The following is a 17,109-nucleotide window of genomic DNA, read 5'->3' as shown; positions in this document are numbered from 1 at the left end:
CAGATCGCGGACGTCGGTTTGTTCTGATGTTTTTATATTGATTTAAATAACAAAGAAGTTAACAGTGGCCGAAAATCTGTGGATAAATCGGTTACGCCCTTTGCGTGCAAGGTTTCCCGCGGTCTAACAAGGGGTTGATAAGCCCCTTGGTGGCCTGTGGTTGCTTTGTTCATGCATTTGCGCCTATTCGCGCCGGGCAGCCTTATTCACAAGCCTTCCCGCAATTACCCTCAGGATTGTTCACGTACATGGTCCTCGCCCAGCTCCATACCCGTCCCGCCTGGGAAATCTTCTGTCAGGTTGTGGATAACTTTGGGGATATCGGCGTCTGCTGGCGACTGGCGTGCGATCTGGCGCGGCGCGAGGGCGCGCCGGTCCGCCTCTGGGTCGATGACTGGGCCGTCCTGTGCCGGATCTGTCCGTCCGCTGCGGGCGGCGATGGCGGGCACGGCCTGATGGTCGAGGGCGTGGAGCTGCGCCACTGGGTCGAGCCGTTTCCGGTGCTCACACCGGGCGAGGTCGTCATCGAGGCCTTCGCCTGCGAACTGCCCGACGCCCACCTGCAGTCGATGGCCCGCCTGGCGGTGAAGCCGGTGTGGATCAACCTCGAGTACCTGTCGGCCGAAGACTGGGTGGCGGGCTGCCATGGGCTCGCTTCACCGCATCCCCGCCTGCCGCTGGTCAAGCATTTCTTCTTTCCGGGTTTCGATGCCGTCAGTGGAGGATTGCTGCGCGAGCCGGACCTGCTTGCGCGGCGTGACACCTTCGTCGCCGCACCCGCCGGTCGGCGGGCCTGGCTTGCGGCACGGGGTCTCGACCGCCTGTCCGACGACACCTTGTTCGTCTCGCTCTTTGCCTACGCGCATCCTGCGCTCGGCGCGCTGTTCGCAGCCTGGCAGGCCGGTCCGCGACCGGTCGCCCTGCTGGTGCCGGAGTCGCGCGTGCTGGGCGATGTGGCGCAGGCGCTCGGCCTGCCGGGCCTGCGGGTGGGTGCATCGGTGACGCGCGGCCGGCTCAGCGTCTTCGTGCTGCCCTTCACCGATCAGGCCGGTTATGACGCCTTGCTGTGGAGTTGTGCGCTCAACTTCGTGCGCGGCGAGGACTCCTTCGTTCGCGCGCAGTGGGCCGGCCGCCCCTTCGTCTGGCAGATCTACCCGCAGGCCGAGGATTCGCATCGCGACAAGCTCGAGGCCTTCCTCGCGCGCTACTGCGCCGGCTGGCCCGCCGGCGAGGCCGAGGCCCTCGCCGGCTTCTGGCGGGCATGGAACGGCTTCGGTGGCGACGGACCCGGCCTGGGCGAGGCCTGGTCACGCCTGGCCGCGGTGCTGCCGGCGCTCGACGCGCATGCGCAGCGATGGTGCGAAGGGCAGGCCGCCCAACCCGATCTCGTGAGCCGCTTGACAGAATTCTGTTTCCACATCAAGGGCGCCCCGGGGTAGAATCGCGCGCTAATTTTTTCAAGGACATGCGGCCACGAGCCGCGTCGGATCATTCAGGAAACAGCATGAAAACCGCTCAGGAACTCCGCTCCGGCAACGTCATCATGGTCGGCAGCGACCCGCTGGTGGTGCAGAAGGCCGAATACAACAAGTCCGGCCGCAACGCCGCGGTCGTCAAGATGAAGTTCAAGAACCTGCTCACCGGCGCGCCGTCGGAGTCGGTTTACAAGGCCGACGACAAGTTCGAGGTGGTCGTGCTCGATCACAAGGAAGTCACCTATTCCTACTTCGCCGACCCGATGTACGTGTTCATGGACGCCGACTACGAGCAGTACGAAGTCGAAGCCGACAACATGACGGACGCCCTCAAGTACCTCGAAGACGGCCTGCAGTGCGAGGTGGTGTTCTACAACGGCAAGGCGATCTCGGTCGAGCTGCCCAACAGCGTCGTGCGCGAAGTCGTCTACACCGAACCCGCCGTCAAGGGCGACACCTCGGGCAAGGTCATGAAGCCGGCCAGGATCAACACCGGCTTCGAGCTGCCGGTGCCGGCCTTCGTCGAGATCGGTGACAAGATCGAGATCGACACCCGCACCGACGAGTACAAGAACCGCGTCAAGTAAGCTTCGCGCGTTCTCTGCACCGCACGAATGGGCCCGCAAGGGCCCATTTGCTTTCCGGATGTTGCAGTGTGGAATCCGTCCATTGTTTTCCCCGTCGGATTCCGTAACCTCATGGCTAGCCCCTCCACTGCCCATCCCCGTGCCGACCATCATGAAAGCCCTGCCTGCCCTTCTGTCTGTCCTTGCCCTGAGCCTGCTGGCGGCCTGCTCGCCCGAGCCTGTACAGGAGGCACCGAAGGCGGCCGAGACCCCGCCCGCCGCCGAGCAATCGCGGCAGGACGCCAGGGAGGCCAGCCGGGAGGCGGTCGAAGCGGCGCGCGAAGCGGCCGGCAAGGCCGGCGAAGCCGCGAAGAAGTTGGGTGAAGCGGGCGCGGCCGCGGTGCAGGCGGTGGTCGAAACCACCGAAGAGAAGATGCGCCAGGGGGTGGAGGCGGCGGCCGGTAGTGAAGAGACCGTACGCGACGCCAAGGAAGCCGCCGAACAGGCCGCACAGCGGATCGCCGAGGCCACCCGCGATGCCGCGCAACGCCTGAAGGAAGTGGGCAAGGGCGCGATCGAAAGCGTGCGCCCGAAGACGGAGCCGGCTGGCGAGGCCGTCGAGCAGCCGCCGGCGCCGGTCGAGGAGCGCAGCCCGGCAAGCCCGGCCGAGGGTGAGGCCACGCGCTGAAGCCGGACACCCGGGAAAGCGGGTGGAGCATGCCTTACGCGATCGTGGTGCGCTTGCTGCTGTGCGGCCTGCTGCTGGCTGCCATCGTCGGTGTGCCGGCGCGGGCGCTTGCCGCAGCGGATCCCGCAGGCGAGACGGCCGCCCCGGTCGGCGTGCTCGAGGTTTTCGTACGCGAGGGCTGCCCGCACTGCGCCGATGCCAAGCGTTTTCTGGCTGAACTGGCGGTGCAGCGGCCCGCACTGGCGATCGTCTATCGCGAGGTGGACCGCGACCCCGCCGCACGTGATGCGCTGATCGAGATCAGCCGCCAGGCCGGTGCCTGGCCGCCCGGCGTGCCCACCTTCGTCTTCGGCGCGCAGGTGCTGGTCGGTTTCGACGATGGCGAGCATATCGGTGCCGACTTGCTGCGCCTGCTCGATGAGGCCGCGCCGCGGGCGCCGCCCGACACGGTCGAGTCAGGCCTGTTCGGCACGCTGCGGGCGAGCGAGCTCGGCCTGCCGCTGTTTACGCTGGCGATCGGCCTGCTCGACGGCTTCAACCCCTGCGCAATGTGGGTGTTGCTGTTCCTGCTGTCCTTGCTGCTGCGCCTCAAGGAGCGCCGGCGGATGGTCCTGGTGGCCGGCACCTTCGTGCTCGCCAGCGGCGCCGTGTATTACGCCTTCATGGCGGCCTGGCTCAACGTGTTCCTCTTCGTCGGCATGACCGAGGCGCTGCGCGTGGGGCTGGCCGGACTGGCGATGCTGATCGGCTTCATCAACGTCAAGGACTTCTTCGCCTTCCGCCGTGGGGTGTCACTGTCCATCCCGGAGGCGGCCAAGCCCGGCCTTTACGCACGGGCGCGCGCGATCCTGAAGGCGGAATCGCTTCCCGGCTCGCTCGCCGCGGTGGCGGCGCTGGCGGTGGTGGTCAATTTCGTCGAGCTGCTGTGCACTGCCGGCCTGCCGGCCATCTATACCGCAGTGCTGACCCAGCATGACCTGTCGCCGCTGGCGCACTACGGCTATCTCGGCCTCTACATCCTCGCCTACATCGCCGACGATGCGCTGATGGTCGGTGCCGCGGTGCTGGCCCTGGGCAGCGGCAAGCTCGACGAACGCGGCGGGCGCCGGCTCAAGCTGGTGTCGGGCGCGGTCATGCTGGCGCTCGGGCTGGTGATGCTGCTGCGGCCGCAGTGGTTGATGTAGCGCGGCCCAACGCTTGAGCGGACGCGGCGCGTGCCGCGCGCGCACAGCGGATCGCGGCGGACGCTGTTCGGCGTGCATTGTTCGTCGAACGACAATGATCTGATCGCTCCCGCCCTCTTTATCCCTGACCGGCAAACGGCGATCATCGGCGACCGCCCTCCGTCCGCCCCGAGCATGAGCGATCCCGCTGCCTCCCCTCCTGCCTCCAGCAGCCGTGCCATCGTCGCCCAACTCCTGCACCACGCCTGGCCGGTGCTGATCGCCCAGCTGCTGTCGATGACGATGATGGTCGCCGACACCGTGATCGCCGGCCGCTACGGCACCGAGGATCTCGCCGGCGTCGCCATCGGCAGCAGCTACTACATCTCGGTGGTGATGCTGCTCACCGGCACGCTCCAGGCGGTGGCGCCGACCATCGCCCACCACGTCGGTGCCCGCCGCCAGGAGGCGATTGCGCCTGCGCTGCAGCAAGGTTTCTGGCTCGCGCTGCTGCTCGCAGTGCCCGGCGTGGCCCTGATGCTCAGCCCCGGCTGGCTGCTCGAGCTGGCCAGCGTGCCGGCCGCGGTCGCCGCCAAGGCCAGCGACTACCTCGCCGCCACCGCGCTGGGCCTGCCGGCGCTGCTGCTCTATCGCACCTTCTACGCCTTCAACAATGCCGTCGGCCGGCCGCGGGTACTGATGGTGATCAGCGCCATTGTCATGTCCACCCACGTCCCGCTGGCGTGGGCGCTGACCAACGGCGCGTTCGGGCTCGATCCCATGGGCGGGATGGGTTGCGGGCTGTCGACCGCGCTGGTCAATTGGCTCGCCTGCGGCTGCGGCCTGGCCTATCTGTGCCTGAATCCCGCTTACCGGCCGTACCGGCTCTTCCACGCCTGGCAGCGGCCGCAGGGGAAGCCGCTGGGCCAGCTGCTGCGCCTCGGCCTGCCGATGGGCCTGTCGACCTTCATCGACATCAGCTCCTTCACGCTGATCGCCATCCTCGCCGCCCGCCTCGGTACCGAGACGGTGGCCGGCCACCGCGTCATCGCCAACTTCACCGGCATGATCTACATGCTGCCGCTGTCGCTGTCGATCGCCACCATGGTGCTGGTCGGACAGGCGGCAGGCGCGCAGGACTGGCGGCGCGCCCAGCGCACCGCCCGCCTCGGCATGAAGCTGGCGCTGGGCTTCGCGCTGCTGATCGGGGCGCTGCTATGGGTGCTGCAGGGCCCGCTGGTGGCGTTCTCGAGCGCCGACCCGGCGGTGCAGGCGGTGGCGCTCGGGCTGGTCGTCTGGCTGCTGCTGTACCAGTGTTTCGACGCCCTGCAGACCGTAGCCGCGCACGCCCTGCGTGGCTACAAGGTCACCTTGCTGCCGATGGTGGTGCACACCTTCTGCTTCTGGGGCATCGGGCTCGTCGGCGGGTACTGGCTGAGCTTCCATGCCCCCTGGCGCGTCGACGCGCCGTCGGTGGCCGGCTTCTGGCAAGCCTGTGTTATCGCCACGCTCGCGGCGACCCTGCTGTTCGGCACCATGCTGCGCGGGGTGGCGCGGCGGCATGTGCGGGACGCGCCGGGCGCGGCGTAGCGGCCGCAGTCGGGTCGACCCCGTGGCCGGCAGCATCGGCGCGTGGGCTGACCCCAGTGCGCGCCTCCTCAATTCGAGCCGCGTCGCCATACCGCGGCCAGCGCGCCGAGCTTCTGCCAGGCGGACAGGCGCTCGTCCGACACCGCATCGAGGAAGTCCGACAGGCGCTTGGATTTCACCATCGTGTACATCGTCAGCGCGGTGGATACCAGGAACACCAGCGCGAAATAGAGCAGGCGCTCGCTCATCGGCGATTCCGCCTCGGCGAGCAGGTTCATCCCCAGGAAGCCGGTGGTGATCGTGCCGATGAGGCCGAAGATCGTCACCACGGTCAGCCGCACCACGGTGTTGGCCTGGCGGCGCAGGCTGTCGGCGTCCAGGTAGCTGTTCATGTCGGCGGTGCGCTCCTTGACCTCGGCATACAGCGCGTCGGTGCCCAGGTGCGAGGTGGTCATGCGGAACAGCGCGCGCGTCTGCGCCTGCTCGGCGATGTCGTGGAACCAGTAGCGGTGGGGGAAGCGCAGGAAGCTCTCGAAGCTGGCGCGGATCCTGCGCTTGAAGCGGCGCACGCTCGCCGGGTCGGCGACGTGCAGGCGCTTGAGCGCCTCGACCAGGCGCTCGGAGAACATCAGCAGCGATGCCTTCTGGAAGTGCGCGATCAGGAACAGCAGGAAGTGCTGGTGTCGAAACTGCGCCAGCACGCCGCGCTCGCGGTCGGTGAAGTAGGCCGAGCGCGCGTCGCCGACCACGACCAGCGCGTGGCCGCTGCACAGGTAGCGGGTCCACGGCGCCGCGCCGCCGGCGGACCAGAAGCGGTCGTAGCAGTAACGGCGCTCGAAGTCGTCCAGATGCGGTGCGGCGTAGGGCAGCGCGCCGGGACTCGTACCCTCCGCCTTGGGTTCGTCGCGGGCTTCGGCAGGGCCGGCGCCGGTGACCAGGCCGAGGCGCACGAAATCGTTGCGCGTGAGCGCACGCGGATCGTCGACCGCGAGGTAGGCGGCGAGCGGCATGCGGTGGTATTCGATCTGGCGGTAGCGCAGCACGCCGTCCTGCTCCGCGTAGGCGCTCGCCAGCGGCTGCATCAGCCACGCCCAGTGCGCGGCGATGCGCGGCGCGCGATGGCGGCTGACATGGGTCATGAACGCGGCGCGCTCGTGCGCATCCGTTTGCGCCAGCACGCTGCCGTCGCGGCCGATCCATTCGGCGCTCGCCAGGCTGTGCAGCGCGCGGCCATCGGCGTTCCAGCCCGAGGGGTAGGCGCGCCCGGCGCGGTACATCAGCTCCTCCACCCGGGACAGCGGCATGTCGTTGCCGGCGACCTCGACGTTCAGGATCACCACATCGACGTCGAAGAAGAAGTACAGATGCACATGCACCACGTCGAGCGTCACCGGCGTGTCGCCCTCGCGCGCGGCAACGCGCACCGCGGCGATGTCGCGGCGCCGGAACACACGCATCGGCGGGCCGGCATCGGCGTCCGAATCATCGCGGCGCAGGCGGCCCTCGCCGTACAGGAACTGCTGCACGTAGGGCAGGAAGGTGACGAACTCGGTGTAGTGGCGCTCCTGGAAGACGCTGCCCGCCAGCTCGGCATCGTGCTCCAGCTCGCGCCACGGACAGGCCTCGCCCATGTCGCGCAGGATCTCCCACGGCCGCTGCTGCGCGCCCGAGCTCCCCGCGACCGGCAGCAGCCGCAGCGGCCACAGCAGGGCGAGGCGGAAATGCTTCACCATCGGCTCGGTGGCGGGCTCGGCCATGGCGTGTCTCCCTTCGCGGTCGCAGGTTGTCGTGCAGGCAGTTTAGCGACAGGCGAAGCAGATCGTCATTCGTGCCAGCGGTCGATCCAGCGTGTGCCGCTCACGCGCCCGTCCCGCGCGTTCAGGTTTCGAGCCACTTCCGCTTTTCGGCCACCTTCGCCCACTCGTCCGCATCGGGCAGCGCCGGATGCGCCTCGACGATACGCGGCCACGCCTTCGCCAGCGTGGCATTGAGTGCGAGGTATTCACGTTGCGCATCGGTGAGTTCATCCTCGGGCACGATCGCATCCACCGGGCATTCGGCCACGCACAAGGTGCAGTCGATGCACTCCTCGGGGTCGATCACCAGGAAGTTCGGGCCCTCGCGGAAGGCATCGACGGGACACATGCTCACGCAATCCGTGTACTTGCAGCGGATGCACGCCTCGGTGACGACGTGGGTCATGGCCCTGTCTCCTCGAACAGGGTCTCGAGCACGGGAAAGAGCTCGCGCTCCTCGAAGCGAACGTGGTCGATCAGTGCCTGCCCGGCCAGCGCTTCGTCCCTGCCGCTCAGCGCCGCCGCGAAAAGAAGCCTGAGCTGTGCGTGCTCCGCGCGCAGGCGTTCGGCGAACGCGCCGTGGCGATCGGTCTCGAGCAGCGGCAGCAGATCGCGCTCTTCCTCGGCGAAATGGGCTTCGATGCCGGGAAGTTCGGCGCCGAGCTCTGCCTGGGCGCCGCCGGCGAGCAGATGCCTGCCGAGGCGCAGCGCGGTGTGATGCTCACGGGACAACTGGGCGAGGCGGGTGTGACGCTTCATGGCGGATCCCTGTGATGACTCCTTGAAGAGGAATTTAAGACTCCTCTTTAAAAGAGTCAACTCAGATGAATCTATTGTTGTTAGCATGCGGCCGACAGCAACTCCTCTGCGTACCCTGGCGATGAATATCACACAGCACACCGACTACGCGCTTCGGGTCCTCATGTACCTCGGGGCATGCCCCGAGCGGCGCGTCACCATCAAGGAAGTGGCCGAGCGCTTCGACATCTCACGCAGCCACCTCATGAAAATAGTCACCGAACTGGTGGCGAAGGGCTTCGTCGACGGCGCGCGCGGCAAGGGCGGGGGCTTGAAGCTGGCACGTGCCCCCAGCGAGATCGGTCTCGGCGATGTGGTCCGCCAGGTCGAACCCAGCCTCGCACTGGTGGAGTGCTTCGGAACGCAATCGCACTGCGTGCTGGATCCGGTCTGCCGGCTCAAGGGCGCGCTGGACGGTGCGCTGCAGGCCTTCCTGGCGGTGCTCGACCGTGTTTCGCTCGCGGACCTCGTCGGCAGCGACGCACGACTGAACGCGGTGCTCGGCCTGGAACCGGCCGGGCGTCACCCCTTGCCGGTCACGATCCTGCGTCAGGTCGCCAGGACGAAAGGACGATAGCGCAGGCAAGAGCCCACGACGGGTTCGGGAGCGGTGCAGGCCGTCACGGTTGCGCTGAACCGAACCCAAGGCCGGCGCCGAGCCCTTTCGGGGCGCTGTGCTATGTTGGAAAAACCGTGGAGGGCAAGCGATGAAGATCCGACAGGCCATGAGCTGGGAGTGGGACGCGATCGCCGGAATCGCCGCCGCCTTCGTGGCCATCGTCCTGCACCTGCTGCACATCGTCGACGAGACCGTCGTGCTTCCGATCCTGCTGGCGCTGGTGGGCCTGCTGTTCATCAATTTCATGCGCCACAGCCGTAACATCGAGCTGACCGCCGAGCAGGTCGAACGCATGGGGCATACGGTCGACAGCCTGGCGGCCGCACTCGAGCGTCCGGGGCTGGCCCTGATCGGGCCGCGCCAGTTGCAGACGGCGTATCACCGCTTCCTGCTTGCGATGAGCGGAGACTCGATCTGGTTCAACGTGTGCCTGTCGATGTACCGCACACCCGCGCTCTTCGACGCCCTGCTGCGGCCTGCCATCGACAACCCGGCGGTCGGGTCGATCCAGTTCGTGCTCGATGAAAGCCAGCGCGAGCTGTGGGACAGCACGATCGCGCCCCAGATCGCTGCCTGCGCGGGTCACGCGCGTGTCCGTCCGCCACGCTGGTGCAAGCTGGAACGCACGCTCTCCTTCATCCTCGCGGACAGCCAGCACAGCGGGGCTTGCGAGGCCCTGCTCAGCTTCTGGGGCGAACCCTTCATGGCCCAGGCGACCGGGCGGGATGTGCCGCGCTTCGTCTTTCACGTGCATCAGCACTCCGAGCTGCTGCCCCACCTGCTCGAACTCGAAGGCTGCAGCGCCCACTTTCGTTCGCGCGCGCAGTGAAGGGACCGCCGCCGCGCGCGGTGGTTCAGGACGAACGCCGCAGCAACGCCAGGCGGATACGCTCGATCGCGTGCGAGGGGCTCAGGCCTTTCGGGCAGACCTCGGTGCAGTTCATGATCGTGCGGCAGCGGTAGAGGCGATAGACGTCGTCGAGGAAGTCCAGGCGCTCGGCGGTGGCGGTGTCGCGGCTGTCGGCGATGAAGCGGTAGGCCTGCAACAGCCCCGCAGGTCCGATGAACTTGTCCGGATTCCACCAGTAGGACGGGCAGAACGCACTGCAGCAGGCGCACAGGATGCATTCGTACAGCCCGTTCAGGCGCTCGCGCTCGGTCGGCGTCTGCAGCCGTTCGCGTTCGGGCAGGGGCTCGTCGTTCATCAGCCAGGGCTGGATCGAGTGGTAGTGGGCGAAGAACTGCGTCATGTCCACGATCAGGTCGCGGATCACCGGAAAGCCGGGTAGCGGCCGCAGCACGATCGGCTCTTTCAGCCCGTCGAGCGCGGTCAGGCAGGCGAGGCCGTTGCGGCCGTTGATGTTCATCGCGTCCGAGCCGCACACGCCCTCGCGGCACGAGCGCCGGAACGACAGACTGTCGTCCTGCACACGGAGCCGCACCAGCAGGTCGAGCAGCTTCTTGTCACCCGCCTCCGGCTGCACGTCGTAGGCCTGCATTCGCGGCGGATCGTCGTGCTCCGGGTCGTAGCGATAGATGTTCAGTTTCATGTCCGTCCCTTCGCCGCTCAGGCGGTGAGTGCCACCGTGGCCAGGCTCAGCAGCACGCGCACCAGCACGCCGAGCAGCACGACCGCGATCAGGCTCAGCACCGCCAGCCGCAGTCCGCGCGGCTGGATGTAGTCGAGCACGATGTCGCGCATCCCGACCCAGGCATGCGCGCACAAGGCGCCGAACAGCAGCGCGATCAGCGGCCCGCCCAGCACGCCGCCGGCGAAGGCGCGCCACCCGGCGAAATCGAGCGGCGACGCAAAGGGCAGCGCGAGCACGCCGAACACGATCAGCACGAGCAGCAGCAAGGCGCTGATGCGCTGCACCACCCATGCCCGCTGGCCGTCGTACAGCCTCATGTCAGCCCCCAGACGAGAAACAGCAGGGTGAGCGCGGGCGCGGCGACCAGGACCAGACGCGCGCTGGCGCGTGCCCGCACAAGCTCGCTGCCCACGCCGACGTCCATCAGCAGGTGGCGGACCCCGGCCAGCACGTGATGCACGAGCGCCCACAACAGCACGGCTGCCGTCGCGATCCAGAAGGGCGACGAGAGCAGATCGCGCACCGCCACGAAGCCCGCCTCGGTGCGCAGCGAGGCGTCGAGCATCAGGGCAACGACGGGCAGGGCGATGAACAGCAGCACCCCCGCCACGCGGTGCGCGATCGACGCGATCGCGCCGATCGGAAAGCGGATCTGCGCCAGATTCAGGAATACCGGCAAGCGGGGCGTAGGCCTGTCCATTTCGGCTCCCGGGCAGTTCGAGCCTCCGCCGGTGGCGGCGGAGCGCGTCTTACCCCAACCATAGACCACAGGCCGATGTGGTGCCGGCGTCGGGGCAGGGCGATCGCACGAACGGATGGGCTGCCTTGTGGAAGCGGGCTTGCCCGCTCCCACCGCGCATGGCGCGATCCCTCTGTGGGAGCGACAAGCACGCGCAGCGCCTCGAGGCGCGGTCCTGCGCGTCCTACGATGACCGCGCGTTCGACGCCGATCCGCTGCCTTCGCGCCAGAGCCACATGGACGTGATCGCCAGCAGCAGGCCGGCTGCCGCACTGGCGACGCTCAGGGCGTCCCAGCCCGCAATGCGCGTGTCGCCGATGAGGCGCACGAGCAGCGGACCGGCGATCTGTCCCGCGGCGAAGCCGGTGGTCATGCGTGCCAGCAGCGGCGTCGGGTTGGCGGGCATGCGCTCGCGCGCCAGTTGAAGGCCCGCCATGGTGGTGACCATGAAGGTCCCGCCGACCAGCACGGCCGAGGCCGCCAGCACCCACAAGGCCGGCTGCAGCAGCGGGAGCACGGTGCCCACCGCCATCACCCCCTGTGCGATCGCCCACACCTTGCGGCGCGACCAGCCGTGCAGCCTGTGCGCGGCAAAGGCCACCGACAGCGCCGCCGCCGTGCCGAAAATGGGCCAGGTGAGCCCGAACACGAGCGGGTCGGACACCAGCTGGCGGGCCATCGTGGGCAGGAAGGTCGCGGGAATGATGTAGCCGAAGCCGAACGCGCCGTAGCACAGCACCACCCCCAGGTTTCCACCTGAGACCGCGGGCGCTGCGGGCCGCGGCGCGCCCGCCACGCCGGAAGCCGCGGCGGCGGCGGGCTGCGCGGGCAGACGCCGCATGACCTGCACGGCGCCGACGGTGGCGAGCAGCCCGAGTTCCACCCACAGCACGGTCGCCGCCTGCGCGCCGCCCAGCCAGGTCAGCACGCCGGTTGCCGCGATCCCCAGCCCCACCCCCGTATAGATCCATCCCCCCAGGGAGGTCGCCTGCCGGCGCGCCAGCTCCGGCAGGCACCAACTGCTGGCGCACACCAGCACCCACGCGCTGAAGACGCCTGCGCTGCCGCGGAGCGCCATGCCCACCCACGGCAGCGCGGCGTTGCCCCAGGCCATCGCCAGCGTGGTCGCGGCGACGCCCAAAAGCCCGACCTGCAAGCCCCGCCGCGGGCTGCGCGCAAACCACGACGCGCTGATCGCGCCGAGCAGGTAACCGACGTAGTTTGCGGTCGCCCATTCCGTCCCGGTCACCGCGTCCAGGCTGCCGTCGCGCACCATCAGCGGCATCATCGGCGTGAATGCGAAGCGACCGATGCCCATTGCGATGGCAAGCGCGACGAGGCCGATGAAGACGACCGATCGGGGCGACAGGGAGAATGAAGAGTGGGGTTCCATGGCGAGATTAGACTCCGATCGGGTCACGGACGGAACGTGGCGCCGACGACGCCTGGTTGCGAGTGCCCCCTCGCGTGCGACAGCCCGCATGCCCTTGCACGCCCCCACCGCGTGGCCTATACGTATGTCCTGTAGTACCCGCCTTGCGCTGGCCTAATCGCAAGGCTCCCCAACCCACAACGCAGCGCGCTCGCAGGAAACGGACCCATGGACAAACTCAAGATCACCTATTTCGACTTTTCCGGCGGACGCGCAGAGCCCGCACGGCTGGCCCTGCACATCGGCGGAATCGCGTTCGAGGACAATCGTTTTGCACCCGGTGAGTTTGCCGAGGTCCGCAAGACCACACCGCTGGGCCAGGTGCCGACGCTTCACGTCAATGACGTGCAGGTCACCCAGAGCGATGCAATTACGCGCTATGCCGGAAAGCTGGCCGGGCTTTACCCCGAAGACCACCTTCAGGCCTTGCTCTGCGACGAAGTGATGGGCGCGCTGGAAGACATCAACATAAGGATCGTGGCGACCTTCGGCATGACCGGCGATGCGCTCAAGGACGCCCGCGAGGCCCTGGCGGCGGAAGTCTTGCCGCGCTATCTGCGATGGCTGCAGCACCAGCTCGAAGCCCACGGCGGCGAATTCTTTGCAGACCATCGCCTGACCATCGCCGATCTCAAGGCCTTCGTCATTCTGCGCTGGCTGGGCTCCGGCAAGCTGGACCACATTCCTGCCGACCTGGTCGAGACCGTGGCGCCGAAGCTTGCGGCTTTTGTCGACCGCATCGCCGGGATTCCTGCCATCGCCCAGTATTACGAGGCGCGCGGCGGGTCGTGAGCCGAATCACCGTCGCCGCGAGCCGTTGCACCGGCCGCGGCACGGCAAGGCGCAAGCGCTGCTCGACGGGTCCGGTGGCCGGTTCGGTCATGGGACTTGTCTCCATCCTATTGCCTCCCCCCTTAATTCGCCTCGGCTGAAACGCGGTTCGCATCGCCTGCATCCAATGGGTTAAACACGGCCAGAACGGAGCAAGCCATGATCCCGGACAGATACCCCGCCACCACGGCTCCCCGCGCCGACATCGACCTGGCGCAGGCGGTTGCGGCGGGCGACCAGGACGCGTTCACGACGCTGATGCGGCGCCACAACCAGATGCTGTTCCGCACCGCGCGCAGCATCCTGCGTGACGATGAGGAGGCCGAGGAGGTGGTGCAGGACGCCTACCTGCTCGCCTACCGCGGCATGCACCACTATCGCGGCGAGGCGCGGCTATCCACCTGGTTGATCCGCATCGTGGCCAATCGCGCGATTCGCCGCCGGCAACGTCTGGGCCGCGAGCGGGCGATCTTTGCCGCCGTCGATGCTCCCGCAGGCGAGGAGGAGGACGACATGGGCGAAAGCCGCTTTCCGAACCCGGAATCCGCCGCCGCCAACAGCGAACTGCGGCGCCTGCTCGAATCCCACATCGACGCGCTGCCGGATCTGTACCGCGAGGTCTTCGTGCTGCGCGGCGTCGAGGAGCTCAGCAGCGAAGAGACGGCCGACGTGCTCGGCATTCCCGAGGCCACGGTACGCACCCGCTTCTTCCGCGCTCGACATCTCCTGAGCCAGGCGCTGGCCCGGGACATGGACCCCGTCTTCGGCGAGGTGTACGCCTTTGCCGGCGACCGATGCGACCGGATCGTCGCGGGTGTGCTGGCACGCCTGCGGCGGAGATCCGTTTGAGCAGCCCGGTGCTGCGCCACCCAAGGAGAAAGACATGAACACGCTGATCAAGCAGGCCATCGCGGCGGTCGAGCCCCGTCGCACCTTCCTGGGCCAGGCCGGCCTCCTGCTTTCCGGCACGGCCGTTGCCCTGCTCTCCGGCCGCGAGGCACTGGCCGCCAAAGCCGACAAAGCCGACCACGCGGTCGAAAGCGACCTGCGCATCCTCAACACCGCGCTGGGGGCCGAACTGGAAGCCATTGCCGCCTACCAGGTCGGCGCCGAAAGCGGCCTCCTGGAAAAAACGGTGCTCGACCTGGCGGTCACCTTCCAGGGCCATCACAAGCAGCACGCCGAGCTGCTCGCCGCCACCATCGGCAAGCTCGGCGGACGCGCGGTCGCTGTCCGGGACAAATACAGTTTCCCGGTCGATACGCTGAAGAATCAGACCGATGTGCTGCGCTTCGCGGCAGCGCTCGAAAAGGGTGCGGTCAGCGCCTATCTGGGCGCCATCCCGCTGTTCGGCAACCGGGACCTCGCCAAGGCGGCCGGCAGCATCCTCGGCGACGAAGCCATGCACTGGGCGATCCTGCGCAATGCCGTCGGCGATGTGCCGGTGCCCGACGCCTTCGTATCCTGAATCGGGAGATCCACGATCATGCGCGCGACAGGCTCCGTTGGCTGGCTGCTGCTCTGCACCGCGCTCGCCGGGAGCGCAGCGGCGGATACCCCCGCGGACGACGCCTATGCCCGTGGCGCCCGGGTGTATGAGCGCTGCGCGGCCTGCCACGCGCTCGAGTGGGACCGCACCGGACCGCGCCACTGTGGCCTGATCGGGCGGCGCGCAGGGAGCGTTCCCGGCTTCCCCTATTCGCCCGCGATGCGCAGTGCAGGCTTCGTCTGGGACGAAAGGACGCTCGACCGCTTCCTGCGCTCGCCCTTGACGGCCGTCCCCGGCACCAGCATGGGCTACGACGGCGTGAAGGACGACGCCGAGCGGCAGGATCTGATCGTGTTCCTGCGCGAGGTGAACGACACGGCCCCTTGTCGCAAGCTGTCGGCGGACGCAGCGCAGCGTCCTTGATGCGTGGGCGCGGCGAGGGGGCGGCGCACATCCGGGAGAGAGACATGTTCGATTACGACCCCGAAGCCATCGCCGCCATCCTCGGCACCAGTCTCGATGCCGTGTTCACCATCGATGAGCGCGGCCGGATCGTCGATACGAATGCGGCCGCCACCCGACTCTTTGGCTGGCAGCGCGAGGAGTTCCTCGGCGCCAACATCTCGATCATCGTGCCGTCGCCGCTCAAGGAGCAGCACGACGGCTTTCTGCGCGCCTTCCGCCCGGACCGTGGCGTCAAGCATGTGCTCGGCCGCGGCCCGCGGCTCGAGGGCGTGCGCAAGGACGGCTCGCGCTTCCCGGTCGAGGTCGGCATCTCCACCTTCGAGCGCCAGGGGCGGCGCTTCTTCACCGGCTTCGTCCGCGACATGAGCGAACGCCAGCGCACCGAGGACCGCATGCGCTACCTCGCGCTGCACGACGCCGAGAGCGGCCTGCTCAACCATCGGGGCTTTGCCGAACACTGCGCCGGGCCGGCCGACGGCGAGCGGCGCGTGGCCGTGTTCCGTATCGAGGAATTCCGGCGCTTCGCCGTGGCCTATGGCGAACGCTGGAGCATGGCCACCTTGCGGGAGATCGCCGCCCGCCTGCAGGCGACACTCGGCCCGCACGAAGCGGCGGCTCGATTGCGCGAGGACAGCTTCGCGCTGTGCCTGGGCGCCGATGCCATGTCGCGCATCGAAACCCTCGCCGCCGCACTCCGGCAGCCCTATGCGTGGGACACCACCTCCCTTCTATTGACCGTCACCTTCGGTCTCTCCTGCTGTGGGGGCGAGCTCGACGAACTCCTGCGCACGGCGCAGTGGGCCTGCTATCGCTCCGGCGTCGCCGGCCGGGGCGGCATCAATGCGTTCACCGCTGGCCTGCAGCAATCGACCGTGCGCGAACTCGGCATCGAATCCCGCCTGCGCGACGCGGTGCGCAACAACCGGCTGCAGCTGCTGCTGCAGCCCAAGTGCCGGCTGGTCGATCGACGGATCGTGGGTGCCGAGGCCTTGGTGCGCTGGGACGACCCGCAGCTCGGTTCGGTCCCACCCGCCGAATTCGTCCCGCTGGCCGAACGGCTCGGCCTGGTGGGCGAGATCACCGACTGGGTGCTGCAGCGCAGCCTGGCCGAGATCGCCGCCTGCCCCGACCCGGCGGTCAGCGTCGCCGTCAATTTCTCGGCCTTGGACTTCTACCACCCGGACTTCGTCGCCCGCCTGCAGAACGCCCTGGCCCTTGCCGCCGCGCCGCCCGACCGGCTGGTGATCGAACTGACCGAATCGGCCGCCGTGCAGGACGTGCCCTTGGTCAGCGGAAGGCTGCAGGCGCTGCGTCGGCTCGGTATCGGCGTCTCGCTCGACGACTTCGGCACCGGCTACACCGCACTCGCCTACCTGCGCCAGTTCGCCGTCGATGCCCTGAAGATCGACATCGCCTTCGTGCGCGACCTGCCGCAGAGTCCATCCGCCGTCAGCATCGCCCAGGCCGTCGTGGCGCTCGCCCGCGGGCTGGGTCTGGAAACGATCGCCGAGGGCGTCGAGACCGAGGCTCAGGCTTCACTGCTGACGACGCTGGGCGTGGATGTCGGGCAAGGCTTCCTGTTCGGACGCCCGCTGCCACCGTCGGAATTCCATCGACGGGTACGGCATCAGGTCGAAGCACCCGGTGCGATCTGAACAGGCCGCAGGATCACTTGGGGGAATGCTTGTACGGGTGAATCGACGACAGCAGGTGATCGGCCAATGATTTCGCTTGATTCTGCTCGGATACATGCAATATCAATGACCGGCTGCCGAAATCTCCAATTCACACTGCCGACCCACAGCGGTCATCAGGGCCATCGCACTCGAATGACATGGCCTTTTTGAGATTTTCCAAGAAAGTCGT

Annotated in this window: 19 protein-coding genes; 12 read left to right on the top strand and 7 right to left on the bottom strand. The window is 68.0% G+C overall.

The genetic code is table 11. From position 1 onward, the window contains the following. Positions 1-248: 248 nt before the first annotated feature. From earP to PLC66_RS20165, 5 genes are all read left to right on the top strand, one after another. The gene (earP, locus tag PLC66_RS20185) at positions 249-1,439 is read left to right on the top strand and encodes an elongation factor P maturation arginine rhamnosyltransferase EarP (RefSeq protein WP_324543858.1); all 1,191 of its coding nucleotides are present in this window, start codon (positions 249-251) and stop codon (positions 1,437-1,439) included. A 65-nt stretch (positions 1,440-1,504) separates the two neighbouring features. Continuing rightward, entirely contained in the window at positions 1,505-2,062 is a 558-nt protein-coding gene (gene efp / locus PLC66_RS20180) for an elongation factor P (protein ID WP_324543856.1), read from the top strand. A gap of 151 nt (positions 2,063-2,213) precedes the next feature. Continuing rightward, complete coding sequence (locus tag PLC66_RS20175) at positions 2,214-2,729, top strand: hypothetical protein (protein WP_324543854.1); 516 nt, start codon at positions 2,214-2,216, stop codon at positions 2,727-2,729. A gap of 29 nt (positions 2,730-2,758) precedes the next feature. Further along, complete coding sequence (locus tag PLC66_RS20170) at positions 2,759-3,913, top strand: glutaredoxin family protein (RefSeq protein ID WP_324543852.1); 1,155 nt, start codon at positions 2,759-2,761, stop codon at positions 3,911-3,913. A 174-nt stretch (positions 3,914-4,087) separates the two neighbouring features. Next, the gene (locus tag PLC66_RS20165) at positions 4,088-5,482 is read left to right on the top strand and encodes an MATE family efflux transporter (RefSeq protein WP_324543850.1); all 1,395 of its coding nucleotides are present in this window, start codon (positions 4,088-4,090) and stop codon (positions 5,480-5,482) included. 68 nt (positions 5,483-5,550) lie between these two features. Here the strand turns inward: PLC66_RS20165 and PLC66_RS20160 are convergent, their stop codons facing one another. The 3 genes from PLC66_RS20160 to PLC66_RS20150 all read right to left on the bottom strand — a co-directional run bounded on the left by PLC66_RS20160 (position 5,551) and on the right by PLC66_RS20150 (position 8,037). Then, positions 5,551-7,239: a magnesium transporter CorA family protein gene (locus PLC66_RS20160; protein WP_324543848.1), complete on the bottom strand. Its 1,689-nt coding sequence runs from the start codon at positions 7,237-7,239 to the stop codon at positions 5,551-5,553. 121 nt (positions 7,240-7,360) lie between these two features. Beyond that, positions 7,361-7,684, bottom strand: a complete 324-nt coding sequence (gene fdxA / locus PLC66_RS20155; protein ID WP_320367734.1) for a ferredoxin FdxA — start codon at positions 7,682-7,684, stop codon at positions 7,361-7,363. Continuing rightward, positions 7,681-8,037 (bottom strand): hemerythrin domain-containing protein, encoded by a 357-nt coding sequence (locus PLC66_RS20150; RefSeq protein ID WP_324543843.1) that lies wholly within the window; start codon positions 8,035-8,037, stop codon positions 7,681-7,683. Before PLC66_RS20150 ends, fdxA begins: the two co-directional genes overlap by 4 nt. Before the next feature lie 121 nt (positions 8,038-8,158). Between PLC66_RS20150 and PLC66_RS20145 the strand changes: the two genes are divergently transcribed. Together PLC66_RS20145 and PLC66_RS20140 are read left to right on the top strand one after the other, a co-directional pair. Next, positions 8,159-8,653: an RrF2 family transcriptional regulator gene (locus tag PLC66_RS20145; protein WP_324543841.1), complete on the top strand. Its 495-nt coding sequence runs from the start codon at positions 8,159-8,161 to the stop codon at positions 8,651-8,653. A 130-nt stretch (positions 8,654-8,783) separates the two neighbouring features. Next, a complete protein-coding gene (locus PLC66_RS20140; protein WP_324543839.1) occupies positions 8,784-9,524 on the top strand; it encodes a hypothetical protein in 741 nt (246 codons plus the stop codon). 25 nt (positions 9,525-9,549) lie between these two features. Here the strand turns inward: PLC66_RS20140 and PLC66_RS20135 are convergent, their stop codons facing one another. The 4 genes from PLC66_RS20135 to PLC66_RS20120 form a co-directional block, all read right to left on the bottom strand. After that, positions 9,550-10,245: a succinate dehydrogenase iron-sulfur subunit gene (locus PLC66_RS20135; protein ID WP_324543837.1), complete on the bottom strand. Its 696-nt coding sequence runs from the start codon at positions 10,243-10,245 to the stop codon at positions 9,550-9,552. Between the two features lie 17 nt (positions 10,246-10,262). After that, positions 10,263-10,604: a succinate dehydrogenase, hydrophobic membrane anchor protein gene (gene sdhD, locus PLC66_RS20130; protein ID WP_324543835.1), complete on the bottom strand. Its 342-nt coding sequence runs from the start codon at positions 10,602-10,604 to the stop codon at positions 10,263-10,265. After that, positions 10,601-10,987 carry a succinate dehydrogenase, cytochrome b556 subunit gene (gene sdhC, locus PLC66_RS20125; protein ID WP_324543833.1) on the bottom strand — a complete coding sequence of 129 codons (387 nt, stop codon included), beginning with the start codon at positions 10,985-10,987 and terminating at the stop codon, positions 10,601-10,603. The genes sdhD and sdhC overlap by 4 nt, the downstream gene beginning before the upstream one ends. Before the next feature lie 223 nt (positions 10,988-11,210). Then, complete coding sequence (locus PLC66_RS20120; RefSeq protein WP_324543831.1) at positions 11,211-12,419, bottom strand: YbfB/YjiJ family MFS transporter; 1,209 nt, start codon at positions 12,417-12,419, stop codon at positions 11,211-11,213. Positions 12,420-12,626: 207 nt separating this feature from the next. On the opposite strand from PLC66_RS20120, the gene PLC66_RS20115 reads away from it, so the two are divergent. The 5 genes from PLC66_RS20115 (at position 12,627) to PLC66_RS20095 (ending at position 16,898) form a co-directional block, all read left to right on the top strand. After that, positions 12,627-13,250, top strand: coding sequence for a glutathione S-transferase family protein (locus PLC66_RS20115; protein ID WP_324543829.1), 624 nt, complete (start codon positions 12,627-12,629; stop codon positions 13,248-13,250). A 198-nt stretch (positions 13,251-13,448) separates the two neighbouring features. Beyond that, complete coding sequence (locus tag PLC66_RS20110; RefSeq protein WP_324543827.1) at positions 13,449-14,138, top strand: RNA polymerase sigma factor; 690 nt, start codon at positions 13,449-13,451, stop codon at positions 14,136-14,138. Positions 14,139-14,172: 34 nt separating this feature from the next. After that, positions 14,173-14,757: a ferritin-like domain-containing protein gene (locus PLC66_RS20105; protein WP_324543825.1), complete on the top strand. Its 585-nt coding sequence runs from the start codon at positions 14,173-14,175 to the stop codon at positions 14,755-14,757. Positions 14,758-14,775: 18 nt separating this feature from the next. After that, positions 14,776-15,201, top strand: a complete 426-nt coding sequence (locus tag PLC66_RS20100) for a c-type cytochrome (RefSeq protein WP_324543823.1) — start codon at positions 14,776-14,778, stop codon at positions 15,199-15,201. Positions 15,202-15,245: 44 nt separating this feature from the next. Then, positions 15,246-16,898 (top strand): putative bifunctional diguanylate cyclase/phosphodiesterase, encoded by a 1,653-nt coding sequence (locus tag PLC66_RS20095; RefSeq protein WP_324543821.1) that lies wholly within the window; start codon positions 15,246-15,248, stop codon positions 16,896-16,898. Positions 16,899-17,109 lie beyond the last annotated feature (211 nt).

Source organism: Thauera sp. (assembly GCF_035444905.1).
GTDB lineage: Bacteria > Pseudomonadota > Gammaproteobacteria > Burkholderiales > Rhodocyclaceae > Thauera.
Note: the sequence above shows the minus strand (reverse complement) of the source record. Positions and strands in the feature narration are given on the sequence as shown.

Bases quoted from the DNA above. Each gene is read 5' to 3' on its own strand.
- earP (WP_324543858.1), top strand. From the start codon at position 249: ATGGTCCTCGCCCAGCTCCATACCCGTCCCGCCTGGGAAATCTTCTGT.
- efp (WP_324543856.1), top strand. From the start codon at position 1,505: ATGAAAACCGCTCAGGAACTCCGCTCCGGCAACGTCATCATGGTCGGC.
- PLC66_RS20175 (WP_324543854.1), top strand. From the start codon at position 2,214: ATGAAAGCCCTGCCTGCCCTTCTGTCTGTCCTTGCCCTGAGCCTGCTG.
- PLC66_RS20170 (WP_324543852.1), top strand. From the start codon at position 2,759: ATGCCTTACGCGATCGTGGTGCGCTTGCTGCTGTGCGGCCTGCTGCTG.
- PLC66_RS20165 (WP_324543850.1), top strand. From the start codon at position 4,088: ATGAGCGATCCCGCTGCCTCCCCTCCTGCCTCCAGCAGCCGTGCCATC.
- PLC66_RS20160 (WP_324543848.1), bottom strand. From the start codon at position 7,239: ATGGCCGAGCCCGCCACCGAGCCGATGGTGAAGCATTTCCGCCTCGCC.
- fdxA (WP_320367734.1), bottom strand. From the start codon at position 7,684: ATGACCCACGTCGTCACCGAGGCGTGCATCCGCTGCAAGTACACGGAT.
- PLC66_RS20150 (WP_324543843.1), bottom strand. From the start codon at position 8,037: ATGAAGCGTCACACCCGCCTCGCCCAGTTGTCCCGTGAGCATCACACC.
- PLC66_RS20145 (WP_324543841.1), top strand. From the start codon at position 8,159: ATGAATATCACACAGCACACCGACTACGCGCTTCGGGTCCTCATGTAC.
- PLC66_RS20140 (WP_324543839.1), top strand. From the start codon at position 8,784: ATGAAGATCCGACAGGCCATGAGCTGGGAGTGGGACGCGATCGCCGGA.
- PLC66_RS20135 (WP_324543837.1), bottom strand. From the start codon at position 10,245: ATGAAACTGAACATCTATCGCTACGACCCGGAGCACGACGATCCGCCG.
- sdhD (WP_324543835.1), bottom strand. From the start codon at position 10,604: ATGAGGCTGTACGACGGCCAGCGGGCATGGGTGGTGCAGCGCATCAGC.
- sdhC (WP_324543833.1), bottom strand. From the start codon at position 10,987: ATGGACAGGCCTACGCCCCGCTTGCCGGTATTCCTGAATCTGGCGCAG.
- PLC66_RS20120 (WP_324543831.1), bottom strand. From the start codon at position 12,419: ATGGAACCCCACTCTTCATTCTCCCTGTCGCCCCGATCGGTCGTCTTC.
- PLC66_RS20115 (WP_324543829.1), top strand. From the start codon at position 12,627: ATGGACAAACTCAAGATCACCTATTTCGACTTTTCCGGCGGACGCGCA.
- PLC66_RS20110 (WP_324543827.1), top strand. From the start codon at position 13,449: ATGATCCCGGACAGATACCCCGCCACCACGGCTCCCCGCGCCGACATC.
- PLC66_RS20105 (WP_324543825.1), top strand. From the start codon at position 14,173: ATGAACACGCTGATCAAGCAGGCCATCGCGGCGGTCGAGCCCCGTCGC.
- PLC66_RS20100 (WP_324543823.1), top strand. From the start codon at position 14,776: ATGCGCGCGACAGGCTCCGTTGGCTGGCTGCTGCTCTGCACCGCGCTC.
- PLC66_RS20095 (WP_324543821.1), top strand. From the start codon at position 15,246: ATGTTCGATTACGACCCCGAAGCCATCGCCGCCATCCTCGGCACCAGT.